This is a genomic window from uncultured Aliiroseovarius sp. (assembly GCF_947492455.1).
Classification (GTDB): Bacteria; Pseudomonadota; Alphaproteobacteria; order Rhodobacterales; family Rhodobacteraceae; genus Aliiroseovarius.
Genome location: NZ_CANLNB010000004.1, coordinates 48,283 through 73,692 on the forward strand (window position 1 = coordinate 48,283; position 25,410 = coordinate 73,692).

At 60.4% G+C, this 25,410-nt stretch carries 27 protein-coding genes; 9 read left to right on the forward strand and 18 right to left on the reverse strand.

The genetic code is table 11. The features are described from left to right. The first annotated feature begins 20 nt into the window (after positions 1-20). Complete coding sequence (locus tag Q0677_RS10130) at positions 21-926, forward strand: LysR family transcriptional regulator (RefSeq protein ID WP_298909259.1); 906 nt, start codon at positions 21-23, stop codon at positions 924-926. 62 nt (positions 927-988) lie between these two features. Here Q0677_RS10130 and Q0677_RS10135 read toward each other — a convergent pair whose 3' ends face one another. The 4 genes from Q0677_RS10135 to Q0677_RS10150 are packed head-to-tail and all read right to left on the reverse strand — an operon-like array spanning position 989 to position 3,953. Next, positions 989-1,912, reverse strand: a complete 924-nt coding sequence (locus tag Q0677_RS10135) for an OmpA family protein (protein WP_298909261.1) — start codon at positions 1,910-1,912, stop codon at positions 989-991. Continuing rightward, the gene (locus Q0677_RS10140; protein WP_298909262.1) at positions 1,909-2,484 is read right to left on the reverse strand and encodes a peroxidase-related enzyme; all 576 of its coding nucleotides are present in this window, start codon (positions 2,482-2,484) and stop codon (positions 1,909-1,911) included. Before Q0677_RS10140 ends, Q0677_RS10135 begins: the two co-directional genes overlap by 4 nt. 12 nt (positions 2,485-2,496) lie before the next feature. Beyond that, positions 2,497-3,228 carry a GNAT family N-acetyltransferase gene (locus Q0677_RS10145; RefSeq protein ID WP_298909264.1) on the reverse strand — a complete coding sequence of 244 codons (732 nt, stop codon included), beginning with the start codon at positions 3,226-3,228 and terminating at the stop codon, positions 2,497-2,499. Beyond that, complete coding sequence (locus Q0677_RS10150) at positions 3,225-3,953, reverse strand: molybdopterin-binding protein (RefSeq protein ID WP_298909266.1); 729 nt, start codon at positions 3,951-3,953, stop codon at positions 3,225-3,227. Before Q0677_RS10150 ends, Q0677_RS10145 begins: the two co-directional genes overlap by 4 nt. A gap of 38 nt (positions 3,954-3,991) precedes the next feature. On the opposite strand from Q0677_RS10150, the gene sfsA reads away from it, so the two are divergent. Beyond that, positions 3,992-4,690, forward strand: a complete 699-nt coding sequence (gene sfsA / locus Q0677_RS10155) for a DNA/RNA nuclease SfsA (RefSeq protein ID WP_298909268.1) — start codon at positions 3,992-3,994, stop codon at positions 4,688-4,690. A 35-nt stretch (positions 4,691-4,725) separates the two neighbouring features. Continuing rightward, positions 4,726-5,574, forward strand: coding sequence for a type I methionyl aminopeptidase (gene map / locus Q0677_RS10160; protein WP_133489003.1), 849 nt, complete (start codon positions 4,726-4,728; stop codon positions 5,572-5,574). A 76-nt stretch (positions 5,575-5,650) separates the two neighbouring features. On the opposite strand, the gene rsmD is transcribed toward map, so the two are convergent. Further along, complete coding sequence (gene rsmD / locus Q0677_RS10165) at positions 5,651-6,211, reverse strand: 16S rRNA (guanine(966)-N(2))-methyltransferase RsmD (protein WP_298909273.1); 561 nt, start codon at positions 6,209-6,211, stop codon at positions 5,651-5,653. Next, positions 6,208-7,416 carry an FAD-dependent oxidoreductase gene (locus tag Q0677_RS10170; protein WP_298909275.1) on the reverse strand — a complete coding sequence of 403 codons (1,209 nt, stop codon included), beginning with the start codon at positions 7,414-7,416 and terminating at the stop codon, positions 6,208-6,210. The genes rsmD and Q0677_RS10170 overlap by 4 nt, the downstream gene beginning before the upstream one ends. Positions 7,417-7,568: 152 nt before the next feature. On the opposite strand from Q0677_RS10170, the gene Q0677_RS10175 reads away from it, so the two are divergent. After that, complete coding sequence (locus Q0677_RS10175; RefSeq protein ID WP_133489010.1) at positions 7,569-8,063, forward strand: peroxiredoxin; 495 nt, start codon at positions 7,569-7,571, stop codon at positions 8,061-8,063. A 5-nt stretch (positions 8,064-8,068) separates the two neighbouring features. On the opposite strand, the gene Q0677_RS10180 is transcribed toward Q0677_RS10175, so the two are convergent. The 5 genes from Q0677_RS10180 to Q0677_RS10200 form a co-directional block, all read right to left on the reverse strand. After that, complete coding sequence (locus tag Q0677_RS10180) at positions 8,069-9,256, reverse strand: GNAT family N-acetyltransferase (RefSeq protein ID WP_298909279.1); 1,188 nt, start codon at positions 9,254-9,256, stop codon at positions 8,069-8,071. A gap of 31 nt (positions 9,257-9,287) precedes the next feature. Then, positions 9,288-10,055 (reverse strand): glycerophosphodiester phosphodiesterase family protein, encoded by a 768-nt coding sequence (locus Q0677_RS10185; RefSeq protein WP_298909281.1) that lies wholly within the window; start codon positions 10,053-10,055, stop codon positions 9,288-9,290. Next, entirely contained in the window at positions 10,052-10,513 is a 462-nt protein-coding gene (locus Q0677_RS10190) for a RidA family protein (protein ID WP_298909282.1), read from the reverse strand. The genes Q0677_RS10185 and Q0677_RS10190 overlap by 4 nt, the downstream gene beginning before the upstream one ends. Before the next feature lie 117 nt (positions 10,514-10,630). Next, complete coding sequence (locus tag Q0677_RS10195) at positions 10,631-11,944, reverse strand: HlyD family type I secretion periplasmic adaptor subunit (RefSeq protein ID WP_298909283.1); 1,314 nt, start codon at positions 11,942-11,944, stop codon at positions 10,631-10,633. Beyond that, a complete protein-coding gene (locus Q0677_RS10200) occupies positions 11,941-13,668 on the reverse strand; it encodes a type I secretion system permease/ATPase (protein WP_298909284.1) in 1,728 nt (575 codons plus the stop codon). Before Q0677_RS10200 ends, Q0677_RS10195 begins: the two co-directional genes overlap by 4 nt. 194 nt (positions 13,669-13,862) lie before the next feature. Here Q0677_RS10200 and Q0677_RS10205 point away from each other — a divergent pair, with 194 nt between their 5' ends. Both Q0677_RS10205 and Q0677_RS10210 read left to right on the forward strand, forming a co-directional pair. Further along, the gene (locus Q0677_RS10205; protein WP_298909286.1) at positions 13,863-14,606 is read left to right on the forward strand and encodes a VacJ family lipoprotein; all 744 of its coding nucleotides are present in this window, start codon (positions 13,863-13,865) and stop codon (positions 14,604-14,606) included. Positions 14,607-14,616: 10 nt separating this feature from the next. Then, positions 14,617-15,204: a phospholipid-binding protein MlaC gene (locus Q0677_RS10210; RefSeq protein ID WP_298909288.1), complete on the forward strand. Its 588-nt coding sequence runs from the start codon at positions 14,617-14,619 to the stop codon at positions 15,202-15,204. A 69-nt stretch (positions 15,205-15,273) separates the two neighbouring features. Here Q0677_RS10210 and Q0677_RS10215 read toward each other — a convergent pair whose 3' ends face one another. After that, positions 15,274-17,496 carry a transglycosylase domain-containing protein gene (locus Q0677_RS10215; protein WP_298909290.1) on the reverse strand — a complete coding sequence of 741 codons (2,223 nt, stop codon included), beginning with the start codon at positions 17,494-17,496 and terminating at the stop codon, positions 15,274-15,276. A gap of 287 nt (positions 17,497-17,783) precedes the next feature. On the opposite strand from Q0677_RS10215, the gene Q0677_RS10220 reads away from it, so the two are divergent. Both Q0677_RS10220 and Q0677_RS10225 read left to right on the forward strand, forming a co-directional pair. Next, positions 17,784-18,122: a P-II family nitrogen regulator gene (locus tag Q0677_RS10220; protein WP_282181707.1), complete on the forward strand. Its 339-nt coding sequence runs from the start codon at positions 17,784-17,786 to the stop codon at positions 18,120-18,122. Positions 18,123-18,139: 17 nt separating this feature from the next. After that, entirely contained in the window at positions 18,140-19,447 is a 1,308-nt protein-coding gene (locus Q0677_RS10225; RefSeq protein ID WP_298909295.1) for an ammonium transporter, read from the forward strand. Between the two features lie 224 nt (positions 19,448-19,671). Here Q0677_RS10225 and Q0677_RS10230 read toward each other — a convergent pair whose 3' ends face one another. Next, a complete protein-coding gene (locus Q0677_RS10230; RefSeq protein WP_298909296.1) occupies positions 19,672-20,319 on the reverse strand; it encodes an outer membrane beta-barrel protein in 648 nt (215 codons plus the stop codon). A gap of 432 nt (positions 20,320-20,751) precedes the next feature. On the opposite strand from Q0677_RS10230, the gene Q0677_RS10235 reads away from it, so the two are divergent. Continuing rightward, on the forward strand, positions 20,752-20,943 hold the full coding sequence (locus Q0677_RS10235; RefSeq protein WP_366940965.1) for a DUF2892 domain-containing protein: 192 nt from the start codon (positions 20,752-20,754) through the stop codon (positions 20,941-20,943). Between the two features lie 153 nt (positions 20,944-21,096). Here the strand turns inward: Q0677_RS10235 and Q0677_RS10240 are convergent, their stop codons facing one another. The 5 genes from Q0677_RS10240 to fghA all read right to left on the reverse strand — a co-directional run bounded on the left by Q0677_RS10240 (position 21,097) and on the right by fghA (position 25,394). Next, entirely contained in the window at positions 21,097-21,567 is a 471-nt protein-coding gene (locus Q0677_RS10240) for a phosphoribosyl-AMP cyclohydrolase (RefSeq protein WP_298909299.1), read from the reverse strand. Positions 21,568-21,762: 195 nt separating this feature from the next. Next, positions 21,763-22,947 carry an amino acid aminotransferase gene (locus Q0677_RS10245; RefSeq protein WP_298909301.1) on the reverse strand — a complete coding sequence of 395 codons (1,185 nt, stop codon included), beginning with the start codon at positions 22,945-22,947 and terminating at the stop codon, positions 21,763-21,765. A 3-nt stretch (positions 22,948-22,950) separates the two neighbouring features. Continuing rightward, complete coding sequence (gene sseA, locus Q0677_RS10250; protein WP_298909304.1) at positions 22,951-23,805, reverse strand: 3-mercaptopyruvate sulfurtransferase; 855 nt, start codon at positions 23,803-23,805, stop codon at positions 22,951-22,953. Positions 23,806-24,106: 301 nt separating this feature from the next. Beyond that, entirely contained in the window at positions 24,107-24,559 is a 453-nt protein-coding gene (locus tag Q0677_RS10255) for a YaiI/YqxD family protein (RefSeq protein WP_298909307.1), read from the reverse strand. 4 nt (positions 24,560-24,563) lie between these two features. Then, the gene (gene fghA, locus Q0677_RS10260; protein WP_298909308.1) at positions 24,564-25,394 is read right to left on the reverse strand and encodes an S-formylglutathione hydrolase; all 831 of its coding nucleotides are present in this window, start codon (positions 25,392-25,394) and stop codon (positions 24,564-24,566) included. Positions 25,395-25,410 lie beyond the last annotated feature (16 nt).

The window sequence follows — 25,410 nt, forward strand, 5'->3', positions numbered from 1 at the left end:
ATTTTTTTAGAGAGTGAGTGATGGATCGATTGACCGAAATGGAGGCATTCGCAACTGTCGTGGATCAAGGGGGATTCACAGATGCCGCCAAGAAGATGGGGATCTCGAAGTCTGCTGTATCAAAGCATGTGTCCAGTCTTGAAGCGCGTTTGGGTGCGCGGCTTCTGAACCGAACGACACGGCGCGTCAGCCCGACCGAGATTGGACTTGCCTATTACGACCGCGCGCGGCGCGTTTTGAATGATGCAGGCGAGGCGGATGCCTTGGTCACGTCGATGCAGTCGGCCCCTGCGGGGATGCTGCGGATTTCGGTCGCGACAGATTTCGGCGTCAACCACCTGAGCCCAGTTCTGGGCGAGTTCCTGAAGGATTTTCCAGACGTCACCGTGAACATGGAATTGGCGAACCGCTATGTCGAGCTGATCTCGGAAGGGTTCGACATGGCGATCCGCGTGGGCGAGTTGGAAGACAGTTCGCTGCGGGCGCGTAAGATCGCCGAAACGACGCGGAAGATGGTCGGAAGCCCCGCCTATTTCGAGCGCTACGGACGTCCCCAACGTATTGACGATCTGAACAATCACAAGCTTCTGCACTATTCCAGCCAAAGCTCGGGCAATATGTGGAAGATCCCTGCCCCGTCGGGCGAGTTGCGGCAGGTGCGCTCGGCCGGGTGGCTCAGCGTGAATGACGGGCAGTCGCTGTTGAACGCGGCGATCTCGGGTCTGGGCATCGCCTATCTGCCCAGCTTCCTTTACGCCGACGCGTTAGAGCAGGGTTTGGTGGAAGAGGCCATTCCAGAACTGCCCGCCGACATTCAGGGGATTTACGCGGTGTACCCCCCGGGTCGTTTCACGCAGCCCAAAGTGCGCGCGTTCATTGATTTTCTGGTGCAAGCCTTTGCAAACAAAGGGCCAGACATCTGGTAAAGGCAGAGCAGTAAAAGCGAAGAGCATCTGCGGCGGGCTGGTCCCGCCGCTTTTTGTATGCGCTAGTTGGTGTTCAGAAGCACCGCTTCCACACGACGGTTCAACTCGCGCCCTTCGGCGGTGGCATTCCCTGTCAAGGGGGACAGATAGCCCACGCCGTCAGCAGACAGTTGGCCCGCATCCACACCATAGCCGGTGATCAGACGCTCCATTACCGACGTCGCACGTTTGCGGGACAGAGCGACATTGCCGTCCAGACTGCCCTCGGCATCCGTATGCCCGACCAGAACCACCCGTCGGGCTGGGTCTGCGCTAAGATACGCGGCCAGTTCGGACAGGGCGGGTACGTCGCCCTCGGCAAGTTGAGCGGATCCGGTGGCGAAGGACAGGCCGGACAGGACCACATGCCCAAGGGTCGACAGCTGAACATCCAGCGGGTCGCTGGGCTGGGGCGCAGCAATCGGCGCCGCCTCTGTCGTCGTCAGTACAGGCGCGCTGTCCTTCGAAGGCGTTACAAAGGTGAGCTCGAAAAACGCGTCCTGCGCGCTGTGGCTGACCAGAATTTGCGCAAAGCTGTCATCCTTGCGGGCGCTTAGGAAGTGATAATCCGCCAGATCAACGAACATGTCGGGGGACTGAAAATGCCCCACCTGAAAGCGGAAATCGAACCCGCCACAGGACACGGCTTGGCATTGGTACAGGAAGTTATAGTCGTCCTGTAGCAACTGCTCGCGCAGGGCGGTCAGAATTTGATAGCTGCGCCCGGTCTGGCCGGGGACGCGCCACGCCTGCCTGTTCACATGGCCGGTCGCGGTGATGGCCGGAACCGCCGCGCCGTCGAAACGACTTGTGGCGATCTCGGCCTGACCGGTTTCCGAAACCTCGGCCTGCAGCCTGGCCCCCGCGGGTAGGTCGAGTGCCACGGCCCCGAAGGGCAGCGTGGCGACCACACAGGCAAGGGCAAGCAGGCGGCGGGGCAGGATCATCGGCTTTGGGCGTGGTATTCGTCGTTTGGTTTCATTCCGACGGCGGATGCCATGCGGTTGGACATCGAGAAGAACCCGACCGTCGCCGCAATGTCCCAGATATCCCGATCCGAGAATCCAACATCACGCAGCGCCTGACGATCGGCTTCCGAGGTTTCCGAGGACGCTTTGGTGATCTTTTCCGCGAAGGTCAGCATCGCGGTCTGACGTTCATCCAGATCGGCCATGCGCCAGTTCATCACCATCGCCTCGCCCAGCATTGGATTGCCCGATAGCTGACGCACGGCGGCACCGTGAGCGACCTGACAATACCAGCACCGATTGATCGAGCTGACGACCACCGCGATCATCTCGCGTTCCAGCTTGGACAGCCCGCTGTCGTCCAGCATCACCTCGTTATACATGTTCATGAAGGGGCGCAGCTTTGCCATATCGAAGGCATAGGCTTGCAGCACATTCGGGATCAGCCCCAGTTTTTCATCGCAGATGTCGAAGTATTTCTGGATGTCTTCGGGCAGAGGGTCGACCATCGGCAGGTCAAGGGCGGTGACACCGTTTGTTTTGCGCGCCATGCTGTATCCTTCTTAGCGTTTCACACGGTAATGGTAGTGCCCAACCAGATGCATGCCAAGATTTGCATACAGCGGATTTGCAGCGTGGTTGCCTTGGGTCACGATCAGCGACAAGAATTCGGCGCCTTGATCTTCGGCCCACTTGGCGGCCTGTTTCAACAGATTCTGTCCAGTGCCCATGCGACGCAGCTTGGTGTCCACATGTAGGGCGTGCGCCATCGCAATGCCGTCATGGATGCCCACAAAGCCAACGCCTGCAGGCGTGTCATCGGTGCGCGCCAGAAGGGCGGTCTTGGGGCAATCCGCGCGCTCCATCACGGCGCGGCGGTGTTCATGGATGCCGCCGGCTTCCCAGAGCTCGGTCATGATCGACAGCATGGGCCAGATCGCAAAGGCGGACACGGGCGGCAAAGGCTCGCGGGTCAGTTCGGCCACGGGGATGACCCAGATGTTGACCGGATCCACGATCTCGTACCCGTGTTGCGCCAGCATCTCGTCCAGATGCTCGTCACCTGCGCGGATTTGGAACAGCGGATCCATGCCCATGTCGCGCATCGCTTTTTCAGCGGCGGGCAGGTCGGCTTCGGTGGTCGGCCAGTTCTCGGTCGCGGCGGACACACGCTTGCCACCGCCCGCGCCATCACGCACCACCCACGCGCCGACGCGGTGCGTGGCGGCCGGGGGCCAGGTGGCTTCACAGACCTCGATCAGTTGTTCGGGGGTAGGAAGATGGGGCGTTGTCATGTGGCCTCCTTGAACTGGTCTTGAAGCGAACGGGCGGCGTCCTTTATCAGGGCCGCATCCGTGCCGCGAATAACAATGTTGACGCCGAACGCGCCGTTTTCGATGAACGGGTAGGATCCAAAGCTGAGCGTAGCATAGTTCTGCACAAGCTGCCCCAACGGACCCGCAATATCGCCTTCCCCTCGGTCGATCCGCACGGTGCGTGACACCAAAGGCGCTCCGCCGGTCAGGCTGGGCAGAACGCTTTCGACCATCGCGTTGAAGACGGATGGGACGCCTGCCATCACATGCACGTTTTCCAGCGTAAATCCGGGCGCGATCGAGACAGGGTTGTCGATCAGCGTGGCCCGATCCGGGATGCGCGCCATGCGCTGGCGGGCTTCGTTAAACTCGCGGCCGTTTTCGGCGTAATAGGCGGCCAGAAGATCACGGGCGTCGTCGCGAATGTCGATATGGTCGTCAAAGGCGCGGGCGATGCAATCGGCGGTGATGTCGTCATGTGTCGGCCCGATGCCACCGGAGGTGAACACATGGTCATAGCCAGCGGACAGGGCTGTCACGGCGGTCACGATGGCGTCGGCGTCGTCGGACACCACGCGCACCTCTTTCAGGTCGATACCGTGTTCGGTCAGGCGACCTGCAAGGTGATGCATATTCGCATCCCGCGTCCGGCCCGATAGAATCTCGTCTCCGATCACCAGCATTGCGGCAGAGGGGTTGGGCATCGCTTGTTCCTTTCCTGTTTCCGGTATAGGCCCGAGGTATGGAATTTCCCAGCCCTCTTGTGCCCGCCACGCTTGTCCGTCGTTATAAACGCTTTCTTGCCGACTGCCTGCTGACAGATGGTCGCGAAGTCACGGCCCATTGCGCCAATCCCGGATCGATGATGGGGCTGGCCGAGCCGGGCTCGAAAATCTGGCTTGAGCCTAACGATGACCCCAAGAAAAAGCTGAAGTTTGGTTGGCGGTTGGTCGAGCATGCGGATGGGCATTTTACCGGCGTGGACACCTCGGTCCCGAACCGCGCGCTGAAGGCCGCGCTTGAGGCGCGGGTCGTGTCGGGGCTGGGCGACTATCACACCGTCCGGGCCGAGGTGAAATACGGCGAGAAGAGCCGCATTGATTTCCTGCTGGAAGGCGAAGGCCTGACTTATGTCGAGGTGAAGTCTGTCACCCTGTCCCGCCAGCCCGGTCTGGCCGAGTTTCCCGACAGCGTGACCGCCCGCGGCACCAAGCATCTGGGCGAGCTGGCGAATATGGTCGGCGAGGGCCACCGGGCCGTGATGCTCTATCTGGTGCAGCGCACCGATTGCGACCGGTTCGATCTGGCCCGCGATATTGATCCCGCCTATGGGCAGGCCTTTGATGCGGCCCGCGCCGCCGGGGTCGAGGTGATCGTTTTGGGCACACGCATTTCGCCGTCTGGGGTCGATGTTGCAGCCCCTCTGGCGTCTTTGGTCTGAAGGCCCTATCTAGGGGGCAGAAGAAGGAAACCACCATGGACGACAAGATGCGCGTAACCAAGGAAGGCATTCGCCTCTATGACCCGGCGGATTTCGCAGGGATGCATGCAGCGGGTAAGCTGGCGGCTGAGATTCTGGACCGTGTGGCCCCGATGATTGCCCCCGGTGTAACCACCGCCGAGCTGGACGCCGCGATTGAAGCGATGGTGGACGAGGCGGGCGCCGTGTCGGCCACCATTGGCTATAAGGGCTATAAGCACGCGTCGTGTATTTCGCTGAACCATGTGGTCTGTCACGGCATTCCCGGCTCGAAAACGCCGAAGATGAAGAATGACAAAACCGGTCGCAAGCATGACGAGCTGGTCGAGGGCGATATCCTGAACATCGACGTCACCGTGATCGTCGATGGGTGGTATGGCGACACCAGCCGCATGTACAAGGTGGGCAAGATCAAGTCCTTCGCGGATCGACTGATCCAAGTCACCCATGACGCGCTGATGGAGGGCATCGCCGCCGTCAAGCCGGGCAACACGTTCGGCGATATCGGTCACGCCATCCAGAAATATGCCGAGGCACAGCGCATGTCCGTCGTCCGCGATTTCTGTGGCCACGGTCTGGGCCGTGTCTTCCACGCCCCGCCCAACGTCCTGCATTATGGCCGCCCCGGCACCGGTGCTGTGCTGGAAGAAGGCATGTTCTTCACCATCGAGCCGATGATCAATCTGGGCCGCCCGGAAACCAAGATCCTGTCTGATGACTGGACCGCGATCACCCGCGACAAGTCGCTGTCGGCGCAGTTCGAACACTCGGTCGGCGTGACTGCGGACGGGTGCGAGATCTTCACCCTGTCGCCTGCTGGAAAGTTCCATCCGACCTGGGGATGAACGCAAAGTTGACTTAGGGGAAACTTTTTCAGGTTTCCCCCTAGTCACCGAATCTTCGTTGAATCTGTGGTGCCTTCTACGACCCTGCGTATTCGCAGATCGTGATCACCGTGTCGCCATAGCGGCGGCTGTCCAGCTGGGTAACGCCCGCCGGCGGGATCACCGGCGTGTTGTCCTCCCACACGATCAGCGCGCCGTCGGCGACCCAACCGGATTTGATCGCCGCCGCCAACGCCTTTTCGCCCAGCCCTTTGCCGTAAGGCGGGTCCAGAAAGATCAGGTCATGCGGCGTGCCTTCGGGCAGACGTGTGGCGTCGCGTTTCAGGATCGTTGCCTCATCCGCGCAGCGGCATTTCTGGATGTTCTCGCGGATCAGCGACAGCGCTTTGCGCCCGTCATCGACCAAGGTGACATGGGACGCCCCGCGCGACAGCGCCTCAAGCCCCAGCGCGCCCGTGCCTGCAAACAGGTCCAGCACGCGGGCGTCTTCGATCGGGTCGCCAAAGCGCCCGCCGGTCAGCATGGAAAACAGGCTTTCGCGCACGCGGTCGGTGGTGGGGCGCAGATGTGCGCCCGCGTCCCCTTTGCCGACACTCGCCAGCGCAAGCCCGCGAAAACGACCTGCGATGATCCTCATGCCAGAAGGGCTTTCAACTCGGTCCCCGGATCGGCCACGGCGGCTTTGTCGGGCGACTTCCCGCCTTCGACCAGCCGCTTGCCAACCATATAGGCGCGCGGGTCGTTCATCGCGTCCACAGCCAGAAGCGTGTTGCCCTGATAGTACCAGAAGCTGACGCTGCCATCCTTGTCGCCGGGGCGGGTGACGATATTGTCATAGCCCGTGTTCAGCCCCGCGATCTGCAGCTTCACGTCATACTGATCCGACCAGAACCACGGCTTGGCGACATAGTCGACGCCTTCGCCCAGCATGTTGCGGGCGACGATCTCGGCCTGATCAATGGCGTTGGGGACGCTTTCCAGACGGATCCGCGCGCCGCGATAGGGGAAGGACGCGCAATCGCCCGCCGCCCAGATCGACGCATCCGAAGTGCGGCCCTGCGCATCGGTCTTGATGCCGTTGTCCAGATCAAGCCCCGCGCTTTCGGCCAGCGCGCTGTCGGGGGCGATGCCCACACCGACGATGGCGAAATCAATGTCCAGTTTGGTGCCGTCCGACAGGGTGGCGCCCGTTACGCGGCCCTCACCGGTCAGGCGGTCCAGCCCGACGCCCTCGCGAATATCGACGCCGTGCGCGGTGTGCAGTGTGCGGAAATAGTCCGAGGTCTCGGGCGCGGCGACACGTTGCAGGATGCGGTCGGCCATTTCAACCAGCGTGACCTTCAAACCTTTCTTGGCAGCCACCGCTGCGGCTTCCAGCCCGATATAGCCGCCGCCGATGATCAACACGCTGCGGCCTTCGGAGAACTCGGGCGCCATGCCGTCCACATCGGCCAAGGTGCGCACCACGTGCACGCCGTCCAAATCGCCGCCAATCGCAGCAGGCAGATAGCGCGGGGTCGATCCGGTGGTGATGGCCAGTTGGTCATAGGCGATACGCTCGTCCCCGATCACGACCTCTTTCGCTGCCGCATCAATTGCGTCCACGCGGGTGTCCAGCCGCAGGGTGATGTTCTGGTCGGCATAGAAATTTTCGGGGCGCAGATAGAGCCGCTCCAGCTCCATCTCGCCCAGCAGATAGGCCTTGGACAGGGGCGGGCGCTGATAGGGCGGTGCGTTTTCGGCGCCGATCAAAGTGACCTCTCCGTCGAAGCCCGCATTGCGCAGTTTGGCGACCAGCGATGCTCCGGCCTGTCCGGCTCCGATCACGACGATATGGCTCATGGTTTTCTCCGCGTTTCTGTCAGGGGACGATAGGCCGAAAATAGTTGCTTTGGCAACGATTGGCATTCTGTCTCTACACAAGATTGTTGGATGACATGGCGCCGAAAGAAGTCAAAAGTCAATTTACTGAATCATAAGTAAGGAATGCGCGAATGACCCTAAGTGTTGGTGACACGTTACCTGATGTAAATCTGCTGCGGATGGGGGCTGAAGGCCCCGAATCTGTCAGCCTGTCGTCCCTGCTGGCCGGGCGCAACGTGGTGATCTTTGCTGTGCCCAGTGCGTTTTCGGGCACCTGTTCGACTGCCCATGTGCCCAGCTATATCCGCACCAAGCCCGCGCTGGATGAGGCAGGAGTGGACGATGTGATCTGTATCGCCGCCAACGATCCGTTCGTCATGAGTGCTTGGGCAGATGCGACCGGCGCCGCCGAGGCCGGGCTGGTGTTCCTGTCGGATGCCTTGTCCGAGTATACCAAGGCGGTCGGCATGGACTTCACCGCGCCGCATGTGGGTCTGGTCAACCGCTCGAAACGCTATGGTGCCTATGTGGTGGATGGCGAGGTGAAGATCCTGCATATCGAGGACAACCCCGGCATGTGCGGCATCTCGGCGGGCGAGGCGATGCTCGAGGCCATTCAGGGCTAAGCCCATCAGTCGTGTTCCGACACATCCACGGATTTGAACGGGCCGTAGGAGGTCAGGATGTCGATGTCCTGCGCCACGGCCTTGCGTTCTGACTGAAGAAACTGATCGACGGCCTCGCGAAAGCCGGGGTCGTTGATCCAGTGCAGCGAATGGGTGGTGACGGGCAGATAGCCGCGCGCCAGTTTGTGCTCGCCCTGCGCGCCGGCCTCGACACGGTCCAACCCGTGCTGAATGGCATAGTCAATGGCCCGATAATAGCACAGCTCGAAATGCAGAAACGGGTGGTCCTCGACACAGCCCCAATAGCGACCGAACAGCGTATCGCGGCCGATCACGTTTAGCGCACCGGCTACAGGGCGGCCCTCGCGTTCGGCCAGCACCAGAAGCACATCCTTGGCCATCGTGTCATGAAGCTGATCAAAGAAGGCACGGGTCAGATAGGGGCGGCCCCATTTGCGGGCGCCAGTGTCCTGATAGAAATGCCAGAAGGCATCCCAGTGTTCTGGTCGAATCTGGTCGCCGGTGAGCGACAGGATCTGTCCGCCGAAGCCTTGCGCAATGCGACGTTCCTTGCGGATCTGCTTGCGCTTGCGCGAACTCAGCGCGCTCAAAAACGCATCGAAATCCGCGTAGCAGTCATTCTGCCAATGGTACTGCAGCCCTTCGCGGGTCAAGAGCCCCATCGCCTTGCCCGCCGCAGCCTCTTCCCCCGTGCAGAACGTCACATGGGCCGAGCTGATCTGATTGTCCGCGGCGATCTGCACCATGCCCTGTACAAGGGCCGCTTGCCCGATTTGCGCATGCCCGGGGCGGGTCAGGAACCGGCGGCCCGTAACGGGCGAGAACGGGACGGCGGATTGCAATTTCGGATAATAGCTTCCCCCGGCACGCTCGTACGCATCTGCCCAGCCGTGATCGAACACGTATTCGCCTTGGCTGTGGGTTTTCACATAGAGCGGCATCACTGCGATGACCTGATCGCCTGCGTGGACCGTCAGGTGTTGTGGATGCCAGCCCGTGCTTTCCCCGACCGATCCCGAACGCTCCAGCGCAGACAGAAAGGCATAGGTGGTGAACGGGTCCAAAGCCCGCCCGCCCGCGGCCCGTTCGGGGCAGGCGCAGGCATCCCAATCCTCGGCGCGGATGGCGGCAAGGGATTGGTGGGTGCGGATGTCGACTTGGGTTTCGCTCACGGTCCTATTGAGGGGCAGAGGGCTGGACGGGTCAAGCCAGATAGCCTTCGAACGTCACGTTGTCGGCGATCTTGCGGGCCTCGGCCTCGACCTCTTGCGATCGCACGGTCCAGCATAGAACCGGCACGCCGCGCTCCTTCAGGCGTGTGACCGCAGGATTGTCCAGATCGCGCACGTCGTGGCTGATGAAACTTGCACTGACCCGATCGAAATCAGGGATGTCGCGCAGGTGGGCGCGCGTGGCGGCTGGCAGAAGCGCGGTGTCTTCGTCCGTGTAGGCCTCGGTCGTCAGGCCAAGAGGTAAGGTAGTGTTGTGCTTGCCAAATTCGGCAACCGAATGGGGATTGAAGGACATGACCGCGACGTCTCCGGTGTAGCCTTCCAGCGCTTTCGCCGTGGCTTTCTCCATCACGCCATCATGCGGTCCCATCGCGCCGTGCTGGTCTTTCAGCTCGACCAACAGAGGCACGCGGCCAGCGACGATGTCCAGTACCTCGGCGAAGCTTGGAATGCCCTCGTCCCCGCCGGTCAGCGCAATGCCGCCCAGCTCGACCGCATTGCGCTGGCGCACCGGGCCTTTGACGCCGGTCAGGCGGGACAGGTCATAGTCGTGAAAGACCATGGCCTGCCCGTCTTTCGACATTTGCAGATCAATCTCGATCCCATAGCCCGCGTCCACAGCGGCCCGAATGGCCGCGCGCGAGTTTTCTGGGCGGCCTGCCGATAGGTCGTGCAAGGCGCGGTGAGCAATCGGCCGGTCAAAGAAGCTTTGCGGCAGCGGGACGGGTGTGCGCGTCATTTGATCTGGAAGATGCCTTCGATTTCGACGGCCACGCCAAAGGGCAGGCTGGCGGCAGAGACAGCGGAACGGGCGTGACGACCCGCGTCGCCCAGTGCTTCGACCATAAAGTCCGAGGCGCCGTTGATCACTTTCGGCTGATCACCGAAATCCGCGGTCGAGTTCACAAAACCCACCAGCTTCACCACACGTTGCAGGCGGTCCAGATCGCCACCACAGGCGGCTTTCACTTGGGCCAAAAGGGCGATGGCGCAGCTGCGTGCGGCTTCGGCACCTTCTTCGGCACTCATGTCGTCACCCAGCTTTCCGGTCAGGAACGCGCCATCCTTCATCGAGATCTGACCCGAGACATGCACGAGGTCTCCGACCTGAACGTAGGGCACATAGTTGGCAGCGGGGGCAGGGGCGTCGGGCAGGGTGACGCCCAGTTCTGCAAGGCGGGTTTCAAAAGCGCTCATCGGGCGATCCTTTCGTTTGACTTGCCTGACAGGCAGGCGTTGTCCGGACGCTAGCCCGCGTCCGGGATCATGGGAAGGGGGAAACCGACGCCTTCGCGCTTTTCCCCGTCGCGGTGATCAGGACTCGCGGAAGGCTTTCTTGAAATAGTCCAACAGCGGCTCGACCAAATATAGGATCGGGCTGCGATCCGTGGTGCGAATGAAGGCCGAGACCGGCATGCCGGGGATCAGCACCGCACCTTCCGGCAGGCGATCAATCTCGCCGTCATTCATCTGGATTTCGGTCAGATAGTAGGCCTGCCCGGTTACGTCATCCACGAAGGAATCCGCCGAAATACGCGTGACATGTCCCAAAAGGTCCGGGGTTTTGCGGCTGTTGAAGGCCGGGAACTGCAGGTACACGGTCTGGCCGACATAGATCTGATCGACATGCAGCGGTTCAATCCGCGCGTTGATCACCAAATTGCGGTCTTGCGGAACGACATACAGCAAGGGCTGTGCCGGTTGGATCACTGCGCGTTCCGCAAAGACCTGCAACCCGTGGATGACGCCGGTGACGGGTGCGCGGATTTCCAAGCGGTCCAGTTGTTCCAGCAGGTTACGGCGCTGTTCGGCCAGATCGCGGGTGTTGGCGCGGGAATCGCGTAGTTCCGAGATCGCCTGTTCGCGCAGGTCGGTTTGCAGTCCGATGCTTTGCAGCTCGGTTTCGGTGATACGCAGCTCGGCCTCGGCGCGCGCGGCCGACAGCTCGCCCAGCCGTCCGGAAATACCCGCTTCCTCGCGTTTCAAGCCCAGCACGCGCGAGGCTTGCGACAGACCCTTGTCCAGCAGGGTCTGTTGGTTTGTCAGTTCTTCTTGGATCAGGGACAGCTGTTCACCTAGCGCAGTCGTCTGCGCGTCCAAACCGTCCAGTTGGCGCGAGATCTGAGTCTTGCGTTTGTCGAGCTGTTCAAGCTGTGTCGATAGCCCGTCCATACGCGAGGAAAACAGACGAATTTGCCCCTGCATGAGGCTGTCGATTTCCGGATTTTTCGCGGCGACGTCGATCAGTTCGGGATCAAATGCCAATATGTCCGTGCCGTCCCGCTCGGCCTCGAACCGGGCTTGGCGGGCCAGAAGCTCGAAATACTGACCCTCGATGATGGTCAGGCGCGAGGCCAGTTGCGCTGCGTCCAAGCGTACCAACACATCGCCCGCCTGCACCGCGTCGCCTTCCTTGATCCAGATCTCGGTCACGACACCCCCGTCCGGGTGCTGAACGACCTTGCGGTTCTGTTCGATCTGCACCTGCCCTTCGGCAATCACGGCGCCGGACAGTTTGCTGGCAACAGACCACGTGCCAAACCCGCCGATCAGGACCAGCAAGGCGATGAAGCCAAGGATCAGCGGGCGGCGGGCCGAGAAGTTCGGAGCGTCGGGTGCCTGTGTCATTGCGTGCCCCCGCTCGTCTGCGCTGTCTGGATTTGCTGCGCGTTCTGAACATGCTTGTTTAGCACCTCGTCGCGCGGGCCGAAGCTGCGGGCGACGCCATCGTTGATGATCAAAAGCAGATCACATTCCCGAATGGCGGCAGGGCGGTGGGCCATGATCATCACGGCACCGCCGCGGTCCTTCACGGCACGGATCGCGTTGTTCAACGCTTGCGTGCCTTCGTTGTCGAGGTTTGAGTTCGGCTCGTCCAACACCAGAATGACCGGGTCGCCATAGATCGCGCGGGCCAGCCCGACGCGCTGCATCTGACCGCCAGACAGGGGTGCGCCACCCGGTGCAAGCCGCGTGTCATAGCCATCGGGCAGCGACAGGATCAGGTCGTGCGCACCGGCCATCTGGGCCGCGGCCACGACGGCGGTGGCGTCTGGTTGCAGCTCAAGCCCAGCGATATTTTCGGCAATCGTGCCTTCGAACATCTGCACCCGCTGGGGCAGATAACCGATATAGCGTCCCAATGCGTCAGGCGTGTAGTTGTCCAGCGACGCGCCACCCAGGCGCACCGTACCTGCATCGGGGGTGACAACGCCCGTCAGCACCCGTGCCAGAGTCGATTTTCCCGAGCCGGAGGGGCCGATGACGCCCAATGCTTCGCCGGGGTTCAAGTCGAACGTGACCTGTCGCAGAACGGCGCGGTTTGCCCCGCGGGGAATGACGGTCAGCTTGTCCACGCTCAGTTTTGCGTCAGGGCGCGGCAAAGCGGTGCGTTCTTGTTCCGGTGGCGTTTCGGCCAAAAGCTCGGCCAGAGCCTGCCAGCCAGACCGCGCGCGCTGTACCAGTTGCCACTGGTTCACCGCCATATCGACAGGCGCCAGGGCGCGGCCCAACAGGATTGATCCCGCGATCATCGCACCCGGCGAGATCTCGCCCTTCAACGCCAGATACGCCCCAAGTCCCAGCATTGCGGATTGCAGGAACTGGCGGAACGTCTTGGACATGGTGGAAAACTGCCCCAACAGATCCGAAGCGCGTAGGTTTTCGTACAGCGACACCTCGCGCGACTGATGCCACCGCTTATACGCTCCACTGGACATGCCAAGCGCGCGGACCATTTCGGCCTCGACATGCATCTGTTCGGCCAATTGATCCGCGTGGTGTGCCGCGATGGTGGCTGTGGTCAACGGCCCCTTGGTCATGACCTGGTTCAGCACCGTGATGCCGATCAATACCGCCCCGCCCACGATGGCCAGAATGCCCAGCCACGGGTGAAAGATGCTGATGGCAAGCAGGAAGACCGGAGTCCACGGGATGTCGAAGGCGGCTGTAATAACCGGGCTGGACAGCAGTTTTTGCACCGCCTCAAGATCCTTCAGACCTGCCGTGGTGCCGCCCTCCTTGATTGGTTGGCGCAGGACGGCCGAAAACACCCGATGATCAAGCGAGGCCTGAAACTGCGCCCCGGCCCGCGCAAGAATGCGGGCCCGGGCATAATCCAGAATGCCCATCATCAGAAACAGGAAGCCCATCAACAGGGTCAGGGCGATCAGCGTTGCCTCGGAGCGGCTGCCCAGCACCCGATCATAGAGCTGCAGCATATAGATCGGCGCTGTCAGCATCAGCAGGTTCACGAAGACCGAGAACAGCGCGACGGCCCACATCAATCCGCGCAACTTGCGGCGCTTAGATCGGAGTTCCTCCAGCCCTTGAAGCAGTTGGTTCTGTTTCATGTCGGTCTAGCTTGTTCCTGCGATTGCTTGCCAGCAGCCCGTCGAACAGCATACGCTTGGCGGGATTCTGCTTGTACCTGTCGCCAAATAGTCACATTCAAATGCTGCAGAAGCCTTAACATCTGTGCATTAGGGCTACATCTACTATGTGTTGCCGGAATAAGCAGATAACACCAAGATTAGTGATAGTTCACGTGACGAAAAGAAATTCAAAATATGTGGTGGTGCTGGCCGGTCTGGCGCTGATGGGGCTAAGTGCTTGTGCAACAGCGCCCACGCCTTCTGGCTATGACGATCCGCATGCGGAACAGAACCGCCGCACCCACCGTGCCAACATCAAGCTGGATCGCGTGTTTGTGTCTCCCGCCTCTGACACCTATGGCACCGTGCTACCCCAACCCGTGCGCGACTCGGTCTCGGCGTTCTCGGACAATGCGTCCTTGCCGGGCGTGGTCGCGAACAACCTGTTGCAGGGCAATGTCGAAGACGCCGTCCACAACACGGTCCGCTTCGTGTTCAACTCTACGTTAGGTCTGCTTGGCATTTTCGACGTAGCGACCGATATTGGTCTAGAAGAACGCGGCAGCGATTTTGGTGAAACTCTGCACGTTTGGGGTGTGTCGGAAGGGGACTATGTGGTTCTGCCCTTCTTCGGCCCATCGACCGAACGTGACGCCGTCGGGATCGTGGTGGACTTCGCCTTTAACCCGCTCAGCTGGGCCTTGCCGACTGACGTGAAACACCTGCCCAAAGCGGCTTGGGTTCTGTCTAAGTTTGGTGATCGCTACCAGTTCAGCGATACCGTGGATGAATTTTACGAGAGCGAAACCGGCTATGAGCTGATGCAACTCTACTATCTGGACTCGCGCCGTTACGAGCTGGGCGTTGAAGTGGAAGATGACGAGCTTGAGGATATTTACGATGCGTATGATGGGTAACGAGACCTCTATGACACGCCGCGCCTTTGTTGGTGGGTTGGCTGGACTGGGCGTTTTGGCTGCGATGCCGGGGCGTGCCTTGGCCGCGATCTCTGCGTCTCAGGCGGAAAGCCTGATCGGCAAGGTTGTGCGTGACATCAACGCGATCATCAACTCGGGCGCACCCGAGGCGACGATGATCAAGCGTTTCGAAGATGTGTTCGCACAATATGCCGATGTGAACTTCATCGCCCTGTCCGCGCTCGGCCCCGATGGCCGGTCGGCCAGCGCCGCGCAGAAAAGCGCCTTCGTCAAAGCCTTCCGCACCTATATGGCACGCCGTTATGGCAGCCGCTTTCGCGAGTTCGAGGGCGGGCGCATTGATGTTGTCAGCACAACTCAGGTGAAAACCCGGTTTGAAGTTCTGACCAAGACAACGCTGCGGGGGCATTCGCCCTTTGACGTTGTGTTTGTCGTTGCTGCCAAGAATGGCAAATTCATCGACATGCAGGTCGAAGGCATCTCGATCGTGAAGTCCGAGCGTAAGGAAATCGGCGCGATGCTGGACCGTCGCAAGGGGGATTTGGACCGGCTGATCGCAGATCTGAAGAAGGGCTGATCTTCGCCCCATAGAATAAAGAAAGCCCCGGCCAATGTGCCGGGGCTTTTACTTTGAGTGTCTCTTGGATCAGTTGCCTTGGCCGAAGATGGACCGGAGCACGCCGATAAATACATCTTCGACGGCCTCGCCCACCGATCCGCCGCCCTGACCATTCTGTGGGCTGACTTGGAAGCCGGGTTCGCCCGAGTTCATGGTGCGCCCGTCGAACTGGGGCACGAAATCTGGGCGGATCATCGGCAGCGGCGTTGGGACCAGTTGTGATTGGATGTTCACCATCGCTTCGCGCCACATCTCGGCGGGAAGGCCGCCGCCGGTCACGCCTTTCAGGGGCGTGTTGTCGTCATAGCCCATCCAGATGCCCATCACATAGTCCGCCGTGAAGGCGATGAACCACGCATCGCGCGCCGATTGGCTTGTGCCGGTCTTGCCTGCGATCTCAAGCCCGTCGATCCGCGCGCGCGTGCCGGTACCTTCCTCGATCACGCGGTTCATCATATATGTCAGCTGTGCGGCCGCCTCGCGCGAGATCACGCGCTCGCCGATGCCGCCGGTCTGGGTCATCAGGGGATCACGGTCGCCGACAAGGCTTAGCTCGGTCAGGCCATAGGGCGTCACCGATGATCCACCATTTAGGATGCCCGCATAGGCGCCGGTGGTTTCCAGAAGCGTCCCGTCCGAGGCGCCAAGCGCCAGCGCCGGACCCGCGGCCAGATCGCTTTCGATGCCAAACATCGACGCGACCGAGCGCACAGCCTCGCGCCCGACTTCTTCCGAAACCTTCACGGCGGGGATGTTCAGGGACTTGGCCAAGGCTTCGGTGAAGCTGACCGGGCCATAGAATTTCTTCGAATAGTTCTTGGGGCACCATTCGCCCGAGCCTGCGATGTTCAGGCAATAGGGTTCGTCGACAACGAAATCGTTCCACTGATACCCCATGTCCAGCGCGGCGGCATAGACGAAGGGCTTGAAGGCTGATCCGGTCTGGCGTTTCGCCTGCGTGGCGCGGTTGAACGCGCCCGTCACACGGGTTTCACGCCCGCCGACCAGACCACGCACCGCGCCATCGGCGCTCATCACCACAATCGCGGCCTGCGCTTTTGACCCTTCCGAGACCTTTTCGTCAAAGACCTTGGCCATCGCATCTTCCGCCGCTTTCTGAATGCGCGGGTCGAGCGTGGTTTTGATGATGACGTCCTCGGTCGTCTTGCGGGTCAGGAAGGCGGGCAGGTCGCCCATGATCCAATCCGCGAAATATCCACCCGCCTGCGCCTTGGCGGCTTTCGACAGAACAGCGGGGTTCGCTTGATACTGCGCGGTTTCCTTGTCCGACAAATAGCCCTGTTCGTTCATCAGGCGCAAAACCGTTGCTGCCCGATCCTGCGAACGTTTCAGGTTGTTGGTCGGTGCAAAGCGTGACGGGGCGGTCAGCATCCCCGACAGCATCGCGGCCTGCGCCGGGTTCAGATCGGATGCGGGGATGGCGAAATAACGCTGCGAGGCCGCGTCAAATCCGAACGAGCCCGCCCCCAGATAGGCGCGGTTCATATAGATCGTCAGGATCTCGTCCTTGGTGAACTTGGTTTCCAACGCCATCGCATAGACGGCTTCTTTCATCTTGCGCCACAGCGATCCTTGGCGGCAGTCAGCCTCGTAGGCGGCTTCGTTCTTCCATTGGTCGGGATCATACGGCACGCCCAAGCACAGAAGCTTGGCGACCTGCTGGGTCAGGGTCGAGCCACCGTGACCCGACAAAGGCCCGCGCCCTTCGCGCAAGTTGATCCGCACCGCGCTGGCGATCCCGCGTGGGCTGAGGCCAAAGTGACCGTAGAACCGTTTGTCTTCGGTTGCGACCACCGCATTCTTCAGATGCGGGCTGACGGTTTCGGTGGTGATGGTGCGTCCGCGCTGATCCCCGCGCCAGGCGTAGACCTCGCCATAGCGGTCCAGAATGGTGACAGACCCCTTGGCCCGACCGTCCAGCATTGCGTTCAGTTCGGGCATGGTGGATGCGAAGTAGAACACGGCAAGCCCGATGATCATCGCCGTGACCACCGCGCCCTTCCACATCAAACGCCAGAACAGCCGGAACACCCAACCGATCAAGACGAAAGGCCACATCAGGATCGAGCGTGGCTTCTTCGGCCCGCCGCCGCCCCCACCGCGCCGCTTGGGGGCTGCCTTGCGCTTGGTGGTCGTAGCCTTGCGCGCGGGCTTCTTGGGCGCCGCCTTTTTCGCAGGATAACGCTTGTCTGCCACCAAAGGGGGGCGTTTCTGGCCAGATTGGCTCATGATACTCGTCCGGGTCTGCTCGGTGTCTGCTCTGGGCTTGTCATTTGTGACTTAGCGATTCGTTACGGGCAAGTGTAGCCCCAAGCCTGTTAGCGCGCGACTTTTCGCGCTGCCGCATTTTTCATCACTGCCCTAGGCAACCGCGTCAATTTCCGGGCGTGACCGGTTTTCAGGTCAGCTTTCCTGCCCAATTTATGCCCGTTCTCGTGCATTTTGCTGCGCTGCGGCGTCTGACTTGCCTCAAGCGCATGGTGACCACGCCATGCCGAGGAAGGAAAGGAAAGAACGTGAAACTGATCATTGCAGCGATCAAACCGTTCAAGCTGGAAGACGTACGCGAGGCTCTGACCACCGTAGGCGTCACCGGCATGATGGTTTCTGAAATCAAGGGCTTTGGCGCCCAATCCGGTCACACCGAGATCTATCGCGGCGCGGAATACGCCGTGAACTTTTTGCCGAAAATCAAGCTTGAGATCGTCGTGAATGACGATCTGGCCGCCGAGGTCGTCGAGACCATCGCCAAGGCCGCGCACACCGGCAAGATCGGTGACGGTAAGATCTTCACCCTCGACGTGTCGGACGCCATGCGCGTGCGTACGGGCGAAACCGGCGCTGACGCCGTATAAGCGTGAAAGGACAGACGATGACACGCAAACTTCTGATTTCGACGGCCCTGCTGGCCGCACTGCCGGGGCTGGCTTTCGCAGAAGGCGAAGCGGCCGCACATACCGGCTTTATTCTGACTTCGGTCCTATTCCTGGTCGGTGGCTTCCTGGTCTTCTGGATGGCCGCGGGTTTTGCCATGCTGGAAGCTGGTCTTGTGCGATCCAAAAACGTGACCATGCAGCTGACCAAGAACATCGCGCTCTTCTCGATCGCGGCGATCATGTACTGGCTGGCCGGTTACGGCATCATGTATCCCGGCGACTGGCTGATCGAAGGCTGGCTGGGTCCGTTCTTCGCTGTCACCTCGCTTGATCCGGTTGGCGTTGCTGCTGATGCCGTAGACGTCGGCTATGCCTCGGGTGCGTCGGACTTCTTCTTCCAGCTGATGTTCTGTGCCACCACGGCCTCGATCGTATCGGGTACGCTGGCTGAACGTATCAAACTGTGGCCCTTCCTGGCCTTCGTTGTTGTTCTGACCGGCTTCATCTATCCCATTGAGGCAAGCTGGCAGTGGGGCGGCGGCTGGTTGTCGGTAGCTGGCTTCTCGGACTTCGCGGGTTCGACACTGGTGCACGCTGCGGGTGGCTTCGCTGCACTGGCGGGTGTCCTGATCCTTGGACCGCGTATCGGCAAGTATAAAGACGGCCGCACGATCCCGATGCCGGGTTCGAACCTGCCGCTGGCAACTCTGGGTACGTTCATCCTGTGGCTGGGTTGGTTTGGCTTCAACGGCGGCTCGCAGCTGGCCATGGGCACCATCTCGGACGTCTCGGACGTGGCACGTATCTTCGCCAACACCAACATGGCTGCTGCTGCAGGTGCTGTTGTCGCGATGATCATGACCCAAGTGATGTTCAAGAAGGTCGACCTGACGATGACCCTGAACGGCGCACTGGCTGGTCTGGTCTCGATCACCGCCGAACCGCTGGCACCCTCGCTGTTCCAAGCGCTGATCATCGGCGGCATCGGTGGCGCAATCGTAGTCTTCGTGGTCCCGCTGCTGGACAAGCTGAAGATCGACGACGTGGTTGGTGCCATCCCGGTACACCTGGTTGCAGGTTTCTGGGGTACGTTCATCGTAGCTTGGACCAACACCGACGCCAGCTTTGGCACCCAGATCATGGGCTTTCTGGCAATCGGCATCTTCGTCTTCGTCGTAAGCTACATCTTCTTCTCGATCATCAAGGCCACCATGGGTCTGCGTGTCAGCGAAGAGGAAGAAGTGAATGGCTTGGATATGGCCGAGCTGGGCATGGAAGCCTACCCGGAATTCACCAACGGGTAAGACATAAACGCCGGGGGACAAACCCCCGGCACACGCTGGCCGCGCAAATGCCAAGGCCAACAGGGTGGAAAAGGGGGCTGAAAGGCCCCCTTTTCTTTTGCGCGATGCCCGTAAGAATTTGATGTTTGCATCGAGTCACAAAAAAAGCCCTCGGCGAATGCCGAGGGCCGAACTGTGACAGGCGAATATGAAGCTGGGTGTTGTGCCTGTCTTAAAGCATAGCTTTAGAATTTATAGCTGACCCTCAGCTGAACCATTCCGAAATCGGCTTCGATTCCATTGGAATTTTCGTTGAAGCCCGCATCCATTTTGCGATGGATGTATTCCGCGCCTACGGTCCAGTCGTTGATCTTATAGTCGATGCCTGCTCCGTAGTTCATTCCGGACAGGTTTGGGTTGGTCAACGGGTTGGAGGGTGCATTGGTCCAATCGCCTGAACTGTAACCGACAAACCCATATGCCAATGCGTTGCCAAAGACGTAGCCAAGGCGTCCTTTCAAGTCGATAGCGCTCTTCAGGAAGGTGCCCGGATCGGCGGATGGCATTTCGCCATTCATTGAGGTGAGTGCAATCTCCGCACCATAGACAAGAGCTCCTCGTTGCCAGTTGTGGCCAGCGAAGAGACCATAGCCATTACCCTCCAAAGCATAGAAGTCACCGGGCACGCCATCGTACATGTAGGTTCCTTCGCCGCTTGTGATCGAGCCCACGGATGCACCTACATAGGAGCCAGAAAAGTCGGTCACGGCAGCTGCTTCAGGCGCGACGCGCGCATCAGGAGTTGGCGCTTCGAGAGAGCCCGCAAATGTTGCCGTGCCGGTCAGTGCCGCAGCTAAGGTAAGCGATGTCAGCGCGGAGTATTTATGAGTCATAATTAGATCCTTTTTAGAAAACTTTCTTCGTACTGGTAACAAAGTGATTCAGGCCTTTGTATACTGCATTAATGCTTTTCTTCTGGTTGTATTAGAAATGCCACGTATCGGTCTGCGTGTCAGCGAAGAGGAAGTGAATGGCTTGGACATGGCCGAATTGGGCATGGAAGCCTACCCGGAATTCACCAACGGGTAACACGAAACAACTGCGCCGGGTTGGCTCGGCGCGGTTTTCTAAGGCCGGCACTAGACCAAGGCCAACAGGGTGGAAAAGAGAGCCAAGGGGCTCCGTTCTTTACGTTCTCCCTTGCCGTTTTACTGACCGCGCTGCGACAATGGCAAGTCTTCACATTCGGAAATTAATATGTGATAGAGGGGAAACTCGGTCACAAAGATACTGGATAGCGAAAAATGAATGCACAACGCGCAACAATGTCCATCGCAGGACTGTTCGTTCTGATCAGCCTTGGACTGGCTCAGGCCAATGGGCAGATCGATATCACCTCGGTGAGCTGGCTTTGGTTCACGGCATTCGTTGGCCTGAACCTGTTCCAAGCCGGACTGACGGGCTTTTGCCCTCTGACGATTATCCTCACGAAACTCGGGTTGAGACCCGCCACGTAATACGCGGGAACGGGTTATCGGCCGTCCTAGCGACAGGGCGATGTGGACTGGATGTTAGAATTCGAAAGGGGGCTGGAAAGCCCCCTTTTCTTTGTGTTGCCCCGGACAAGTCCAAGCTGCCCTATGCTGGACTTGCCGACGGAAAAGGGCGGCTTAGCCCTCAAACGGCAGGGACGAATGGTGCACTACCACGCGCAGCGTCCCTTCTGTGTCTTTCTGATAGCCGAAGGTTTTGTCTGCCTTCGTAGTGTTGCCATCCTTATCAGTGAAATAAGCCCAGCCCATCCACATGCCAACATTGCCGTTAATGAAGCTGGCCGCTGTTTCAAAGCGTACCTCGCGCCAGTTCCGCAGTGCAAAACCGCCATCTTGCGGGTAGGTGTCATCATGCCCTACGAAATAGGACAAGGCGCCTTGCTGAGTGGTGCGGAAGGTTTGCGCGCCGCCGCTGAGCGTTGGCTTGAACAGAACTGGTCCCATGTTGTAGCCATAGGCCGCATCAAGGGTTTGAGTGGCAAGTGTGCGAGCGGCTTCGATTCCGTTTTCCTCGTAAGCCTTAGAAATCGCAATCAGCGCGTTCCCCCATGCTGTGCGTGCGGCCAACAGGTCGTCTTCAGTGATCATTTTCGCGCTTCCCTTTCACATTCGGTCTTAGCTGGGTCGACGTCAGTTTATATAGGGTTGGGAATGCCTTGGGGAAGACCCTATGGGGATTCCGCTGTGAATATTGGCAAATTTACGCTACGGCAGTTTGCGCGGGGTGTGTGCTGAACCCACAGCTTCGGTGGGTTCAGTGTTTTCAACAAGGGAAGGGGTAATTTACACCCCAACCTTCGCAATCGCTTCCGCCAAGATCGGCACGGTCTCTTCATTCAACCCCGCGATGTTCATGCGCGAGTCTCCGACCATGTAGATGCCGTGGTCGACGCGCAGGGCTTCGACCTGTTCGGGCGTGGCGCCGAGGCGCGAGAACATGCCGCGGTGGTCGGCGATGAAGCCGAAGCGGTCCGATCCTGTGCGGGCGCGCAGCTCGCCGGCCAGTTGTTCGCGCAGTCCCAGCATACCGGTGCGGACCTCTTCCAGTTCGGCCATCCAGTCTGCTTTCAGACCTTCATCCTCAAGGATCATGGTCACCAGACGGGCGCCGTGATCGGGCGGGAAGCTGAAGTTTTGACGGTTCAGGTGGGTCAGGTTCTGTTGGGTCACGCCCGCTTGCTCGGCGTTTTCCGAGATACAGGTCAGCAGCCCGGTCCGCTCGCGGTAGATCCCGAAGTTTTTCGAGCAGCTGGCCGCGATCATTGCTTCAGGCACGGCCTGCGCGATCAGGCGCACGCCAGCGGCGTCTTCTTCCAAACCGTCACCGAAGCCCTGATAGGCAATGTCGATCAGCGGGGTCGCGCCTTTTTCAACGATCAGCGCAGCGACCTCTTTCCACTGGGGCAGGGTCAGGTTCGCGCCGGTCGGGTTGTGGCAGCAGCCGTGCAGCAGCACCGCGTCGCCCGCCTTGATGCTCTTCAGGTCTTCCATCATCCCGTCGAAATCAACCGCGCGGCTTTCATTGTCGAAATAGCGGTACTCGGCCATGTTCATGCCAAGGTGCTTGATGATCGAGGGGTGGTTCGGCCAAGTCGGCGCCGACAGCCAGATCGTCGCGTCGGGCGAAGCCATCTTAATCAGCTCGACCGCTTGGTGGATCGCGCCGGTACCGCCGGGTTGGGCAGCCATCGACAGACGACCGGACGGCACAGCATCGCCCAGAACCAGCTTGGTCAGCGCGTTGCCATAGGCCGGATCACCAGCAAGGCCGGTATAGGCTTTGGTGCCTTCGATATCCCACAGCACCTTCTCGGCCGCTTTGATGGCACGCATCACGGGGGTGATGCCCTGCGCGTTCTTGTACACGCCAACGCCAAGGTCAATTTTGCCTTCGCGCGGGTCTTCGCGGTACTGCTGCATCAGCGCCATGATCTTGTCTTTGGGCTGGGCTTTCAGGTTGGTGAACATCGTCTACTCTCCGGTTTCGACTTTCAGGTCGGAATACATGCCCCATTCGGACCAGCTGCCATCATAGACCGCGTGGCGGTCATGGCCCTGCCGTTCCAGCGCAAGCGCAAGGATCGCGGCCGTCACGCCCGAGCCGCAGCTAAGGATGGCGGGTTTGTCCAAATTGACATTCGCAGCCTCGAACACGGCGCGGGTGTCTTCGGGGGATTTCATCGTGCCATCCGCATTCAGCAGCGTGGCAAACGGTACGTTTTTCGAGTTCGGGATGTGCCCGGCGCGCAGACCCTCGCGCGGTTCCGGCACCTCGCCACGGAAACGTTCGGCGCCGCGGGCGTCAATGATCTCGTAATCACCAAGTTTCGAGGCCGCCGCCACCTGCGTGACGTCCTTAACCATATGCGCCTGACGCGTAACCGTCATGTGGCGGTCACGGATGACGGGGGGCATATCTTCGACCGGGTGACCTTCGGCCTGCCATTTCGGCAGACCACCATCCAGAACCGCGATGTCCTTGTGGCCCATCAGGCGGAACATCCACCAGACGCGGGCAGCGGAAAACAGGCCCATGCCGTCATAGACAACAATCTGGTGCCCATCGCCCACGCCCATCGCGCGCACGCGGGACATGAATTTCTCGACAGGAGGCATCATGTGCGGCAGGTCCGAGCGCAGATCCGCGATCTCGTCAATGTCGAAGAAGCGCGCACCGGGAATGTGGGCCGCGTCATATTCGGCCTTCGCGTCCCGGTTCATATCCGGCAAGTACCAGCTGGCATCCAGGATGCGCAGGTCGGGATCTTTCAAATGTTTCGCCAGCCAGTCGGTCGAGACCAGCGTTTTCGGGTCGCTATGCGGCATGGCTTGCCCTCCGGTCAGTGTTCATTCCTGCCTAGTCCCGGACGGTCCGATAGGCAAGCAATTGCGTTGAATTGCCCAAGAAAAAAGGGGAAAGCGGTTGCCTTCCCCCGGTGTTTGAAAATGGTTTTGGCACAAATGTCGCCAGCATGATGTGCATAACGCCTACCACAGCACGCATCATGCTGCCGCCAACCCGGCCCGCAAGCATGCAGAAGGGCTGTCCTTAATAAGATCAGCGAAGCACGGTGACGCAAGGTCAATTAAGGGGAAAACTTGGCAAAAACCGACGCTGACGTTTTGGTCAACCCGCCGAGGCGCAGCGGCGCAAGGCGGTGTCCAACGCCTGCCGGAACCGCGCGCGGTCGGCTTTCGAGAACGCTTTGCCGCCGCCCTGACGGAAGGGATCGGCCGCACGCAGGTCGGCCATCAGGTCGCGCATGGCAAGCTGTTCGCGCACATTGGCTTGGGTGAAGCGCTCGCCGTTATGGCGCAACACCTCGGCCCCGGCTTCGACGCATTTGGCAGCAAGCGGGATGTCCCCGGTCACCACCACGTCACCCGGCCCCGCACGGTCGGCGATCCACATGTCGGCCACGTCTGGGCCGTCGGGGACATAGATCATCTCGACCAGAGGGTTCGGCGACGGCCGCAGCCCGCCATTCGACACCAGAAACATTTGGGTCTTATAGCGGGTCGCGACGGCCTCGGCCTCGGCCTTCACCGGGCAGGCATCTGCGTCGATATAAAGGGCCATCAGGTTACGCCCACAGCGCCTCGGCATGGAAACTCACGTGGTCTTCCATGAAGGTCGAGACAAAGAAATAGCTGTGGTCATAGCCCGGCTGCATGCGGAACACGGCCTCTTGCCGACGGGCGGCGATGGCGCTGGCCAGCGTTTCGGGCCTCAGAAGGTCGATGAACTGGTCCTTGGTGCCGGTGTCGATCAGCATCGGGCCGTCGAAGCCCACATTCTTCATCAGCAGGCTGGCATCATGCGCGACCCATTTGGTCGTGTCGTCACCCAGATAGGCGCCCAGCTGCTTCTTACCCCAATCCGAAGCAGTCGGATTGCAGATCGGCGAGAAGGCCGAGACCGAGCGGAAGCGTTCCGGCAGGGTCATCGCGATGGTCAACGCGCCGTGGCCGCCCATCGAATGGCCGGTGATGCCTTGGCGTTCCGCGTCCAGCGCGAAATTGTTGAAGACGAGGTCGGGCAGATCCTCGGTGATGTAATCCCACATCTGGAAATGCGGCGCCCACGGATCCTGCGTGGCGTTCACATAGAACCCGGCACCTTGGCCCAGATCATAGGCATCGTCATTGGCCACACCCTCGCCACGCGGGCTGGTGTCGGGGAAGATCAGCGCGATGCCTTGTTCGGCGGCCCACGCCTGTGCGCCCGCCTTGGTCATGGCGTTTTCATGGGTGCAGGTCAGGCCCGACAGATACCACAGCACGGGCACGGGGCCGTCCTGCGCTTCGGCGGGTTGGAACAGGCCAAAGGTCATGTCCGTACCGCTTGCCTCCGAAGCGTGTTTATAGACCCCTTGGGTGCCGCCGAAACAGGCGTTTTCCGAAATCGTTTCCATGGCGCGTTCCTTTTCG

Bases quoted from the DNA above. Each gene is read 5' to 3' on its own strand.
- Q0677_RS10135 (WP_298909261.1), bottom strand. From the start codon at position 1,912: ATGATCCTGCCCCGCCGCCTGCTTGCCCTTGCCTGTGTGGTCGCCACG.
- Q0677_RS10255 (WP_298909307.1), bottom strand. From the start codon at position 24,559: ATGGCCCTTTATATCGACGCAGATGCCTGCCCGGTGAAGGCCGAGGCC.
- sfsA (WP_298909268.1), top strand. From the start codon at position 3,992: ATGGAATTTCCCAGCCCTCTTGTGCCCGCCACGCTTGTCCGTCGTTAT.
- Q0677_RS10245 (WP_298909301.1), bottom strand. From the start codon at position 22,947: ATGTTCACCAACCTGAAAGCCCAGCCCAAAGACAAGATCATGGCGCTG.
- Q0677_RS10145 (WP_298909264.1), bottom strand. From the start codon at position 3,228: ATGACAACGCCCCATCTTCCTACCCCCGAACAACTGATCGAGGTCTGT.
- Q0677_RS10150 (WP_298909266.1), bottom strand. From the start codon at position 3,953: ATGCCCAACCCCTCTGCCGCAATGCTGGTGATCGGAGACGAGATTCTA.
- map (WP_133489003.1), top strand. From the start codon at position 4,726: ATGGACGACAAGATGCGCGTAACCAAGGAAGGCATTCGCCTCTATGAC.
- Q0677_RS10185 (WP_298909281.1), bottom strand. From the start codon at position 10,055: ATGACGCGCACACCCGTCCCGCTGCCGCAAAGCTTCTTTGACCGGCCG.
- sseA (WP_298909304.1), bottom strand. From the start codon at position 23,805: ATGCCGCATAGCGACCCGAAAACGCTGGTCTCGACCGACTGGCTGGCG.
- Q0677_RS10170 (WP_298909275.1), bottom strand. From the start codon at position 7,416: ATGAGCCATATCGTCGTGATCGGAGCCGGACAGGCCGGAGCATCGCTG.
- Q0677_RS10210 (WP_298909288.1), top strand. From the start codon at position 14,617: ATGACACGCCGCGCCTTTGTTGGTGGGTTGGCTGGACTGGGCGTTTTG.
- Q0677_RS10140 (WP_298909262.1), bottom strand. From the start codon at position 2,484: ATGGCGCGCAAAACAAACGGTGTCACCGCCCTTGACCTGCCGATGGTC.
- Q0677_RS10190 (WP_298909282.1), bottom strand. From the start codon at position 10,513: ATGAGCGCTTTTGAAACCCGCCTTGCAGAACTGGGCGTCACCCTGCCC.
- Q0677_RS10230 (WP_298909296.1), bottom strand. From the start codon at position 20,319: ATGACTCATAAATACTCCGCGCTGACATCGCTTACCTTAGCTGCGGCA.
- Q0677_RS10215 (WP_298909290.1), bottom strand. From the start codon at position 17,496: ATGAGCCAATCTGGCCAGAAACGCCCCCCTTTGGTGGCAGACAAGCGT.
- Q0677_RS10130 (WP_298909259.1), top strand. From the start codon at position 21: ATGGATCGATTGACCGAAATGGAGGCATTCGCAACTGTCGTGGATCAA.
- Q0677_RS10175 (WP_133489010.1), top strand. From the start codon at position 7,569: ATGACCCTAAGTGTTGGTGACACGTTACCTGATGTAAATCTGCTGCGG.
- Q0677_RS10195 (WP_298909283.1), bottom strand. From the start codon at position 11,944: ATGACACAGGCACCCGACGCTCCGAACTTCTCGGCCCGCCGCCCGCTG.
- rsmD (WP_298909273.1), bottom strand. From the start codon at position 6,211: ATGAGGATCATCGCAGGTCGTTTTCGCGGGCTTGCGCTGGCGAGTGTC.
- Q0677_RS10240 (WP_298909299.1), bottom strand. From the start codon at position 21,567: ATGATCACTGAAGACGACCTGTTGGCCGCACGCACAGCATGGGGGAAC.
- Q0677_RS10235 (WP_366940965.1), top strand. From the start codon at position 20,752: ATGTCCATCGCAGGACTGTTCGTTCTGATCAGCCTTGGACTGGCTCAG.
- Q0677_RS10200 (WP_298909284.1), bottom strand. From the start codon at position 13,668: ATGAAACAGAACCAACTGCTTCAAGGGCTGGAGGAACTCCGATCTAAG.
- fghA (WP_298909308.1), bottom strand. From the start codon at position 25,394: ATGGAAACGATTTCGGAAAACGCCTGTTTCGGCGGCACCCAAGGGGTC.
- Q0677_RS10225 (WP_298909295.1), top strand. From the start codon at position 18,140: ATGACACGCAAACTTCTGATTTCGACGGCCCTGCTGGCCGCACTGCCG.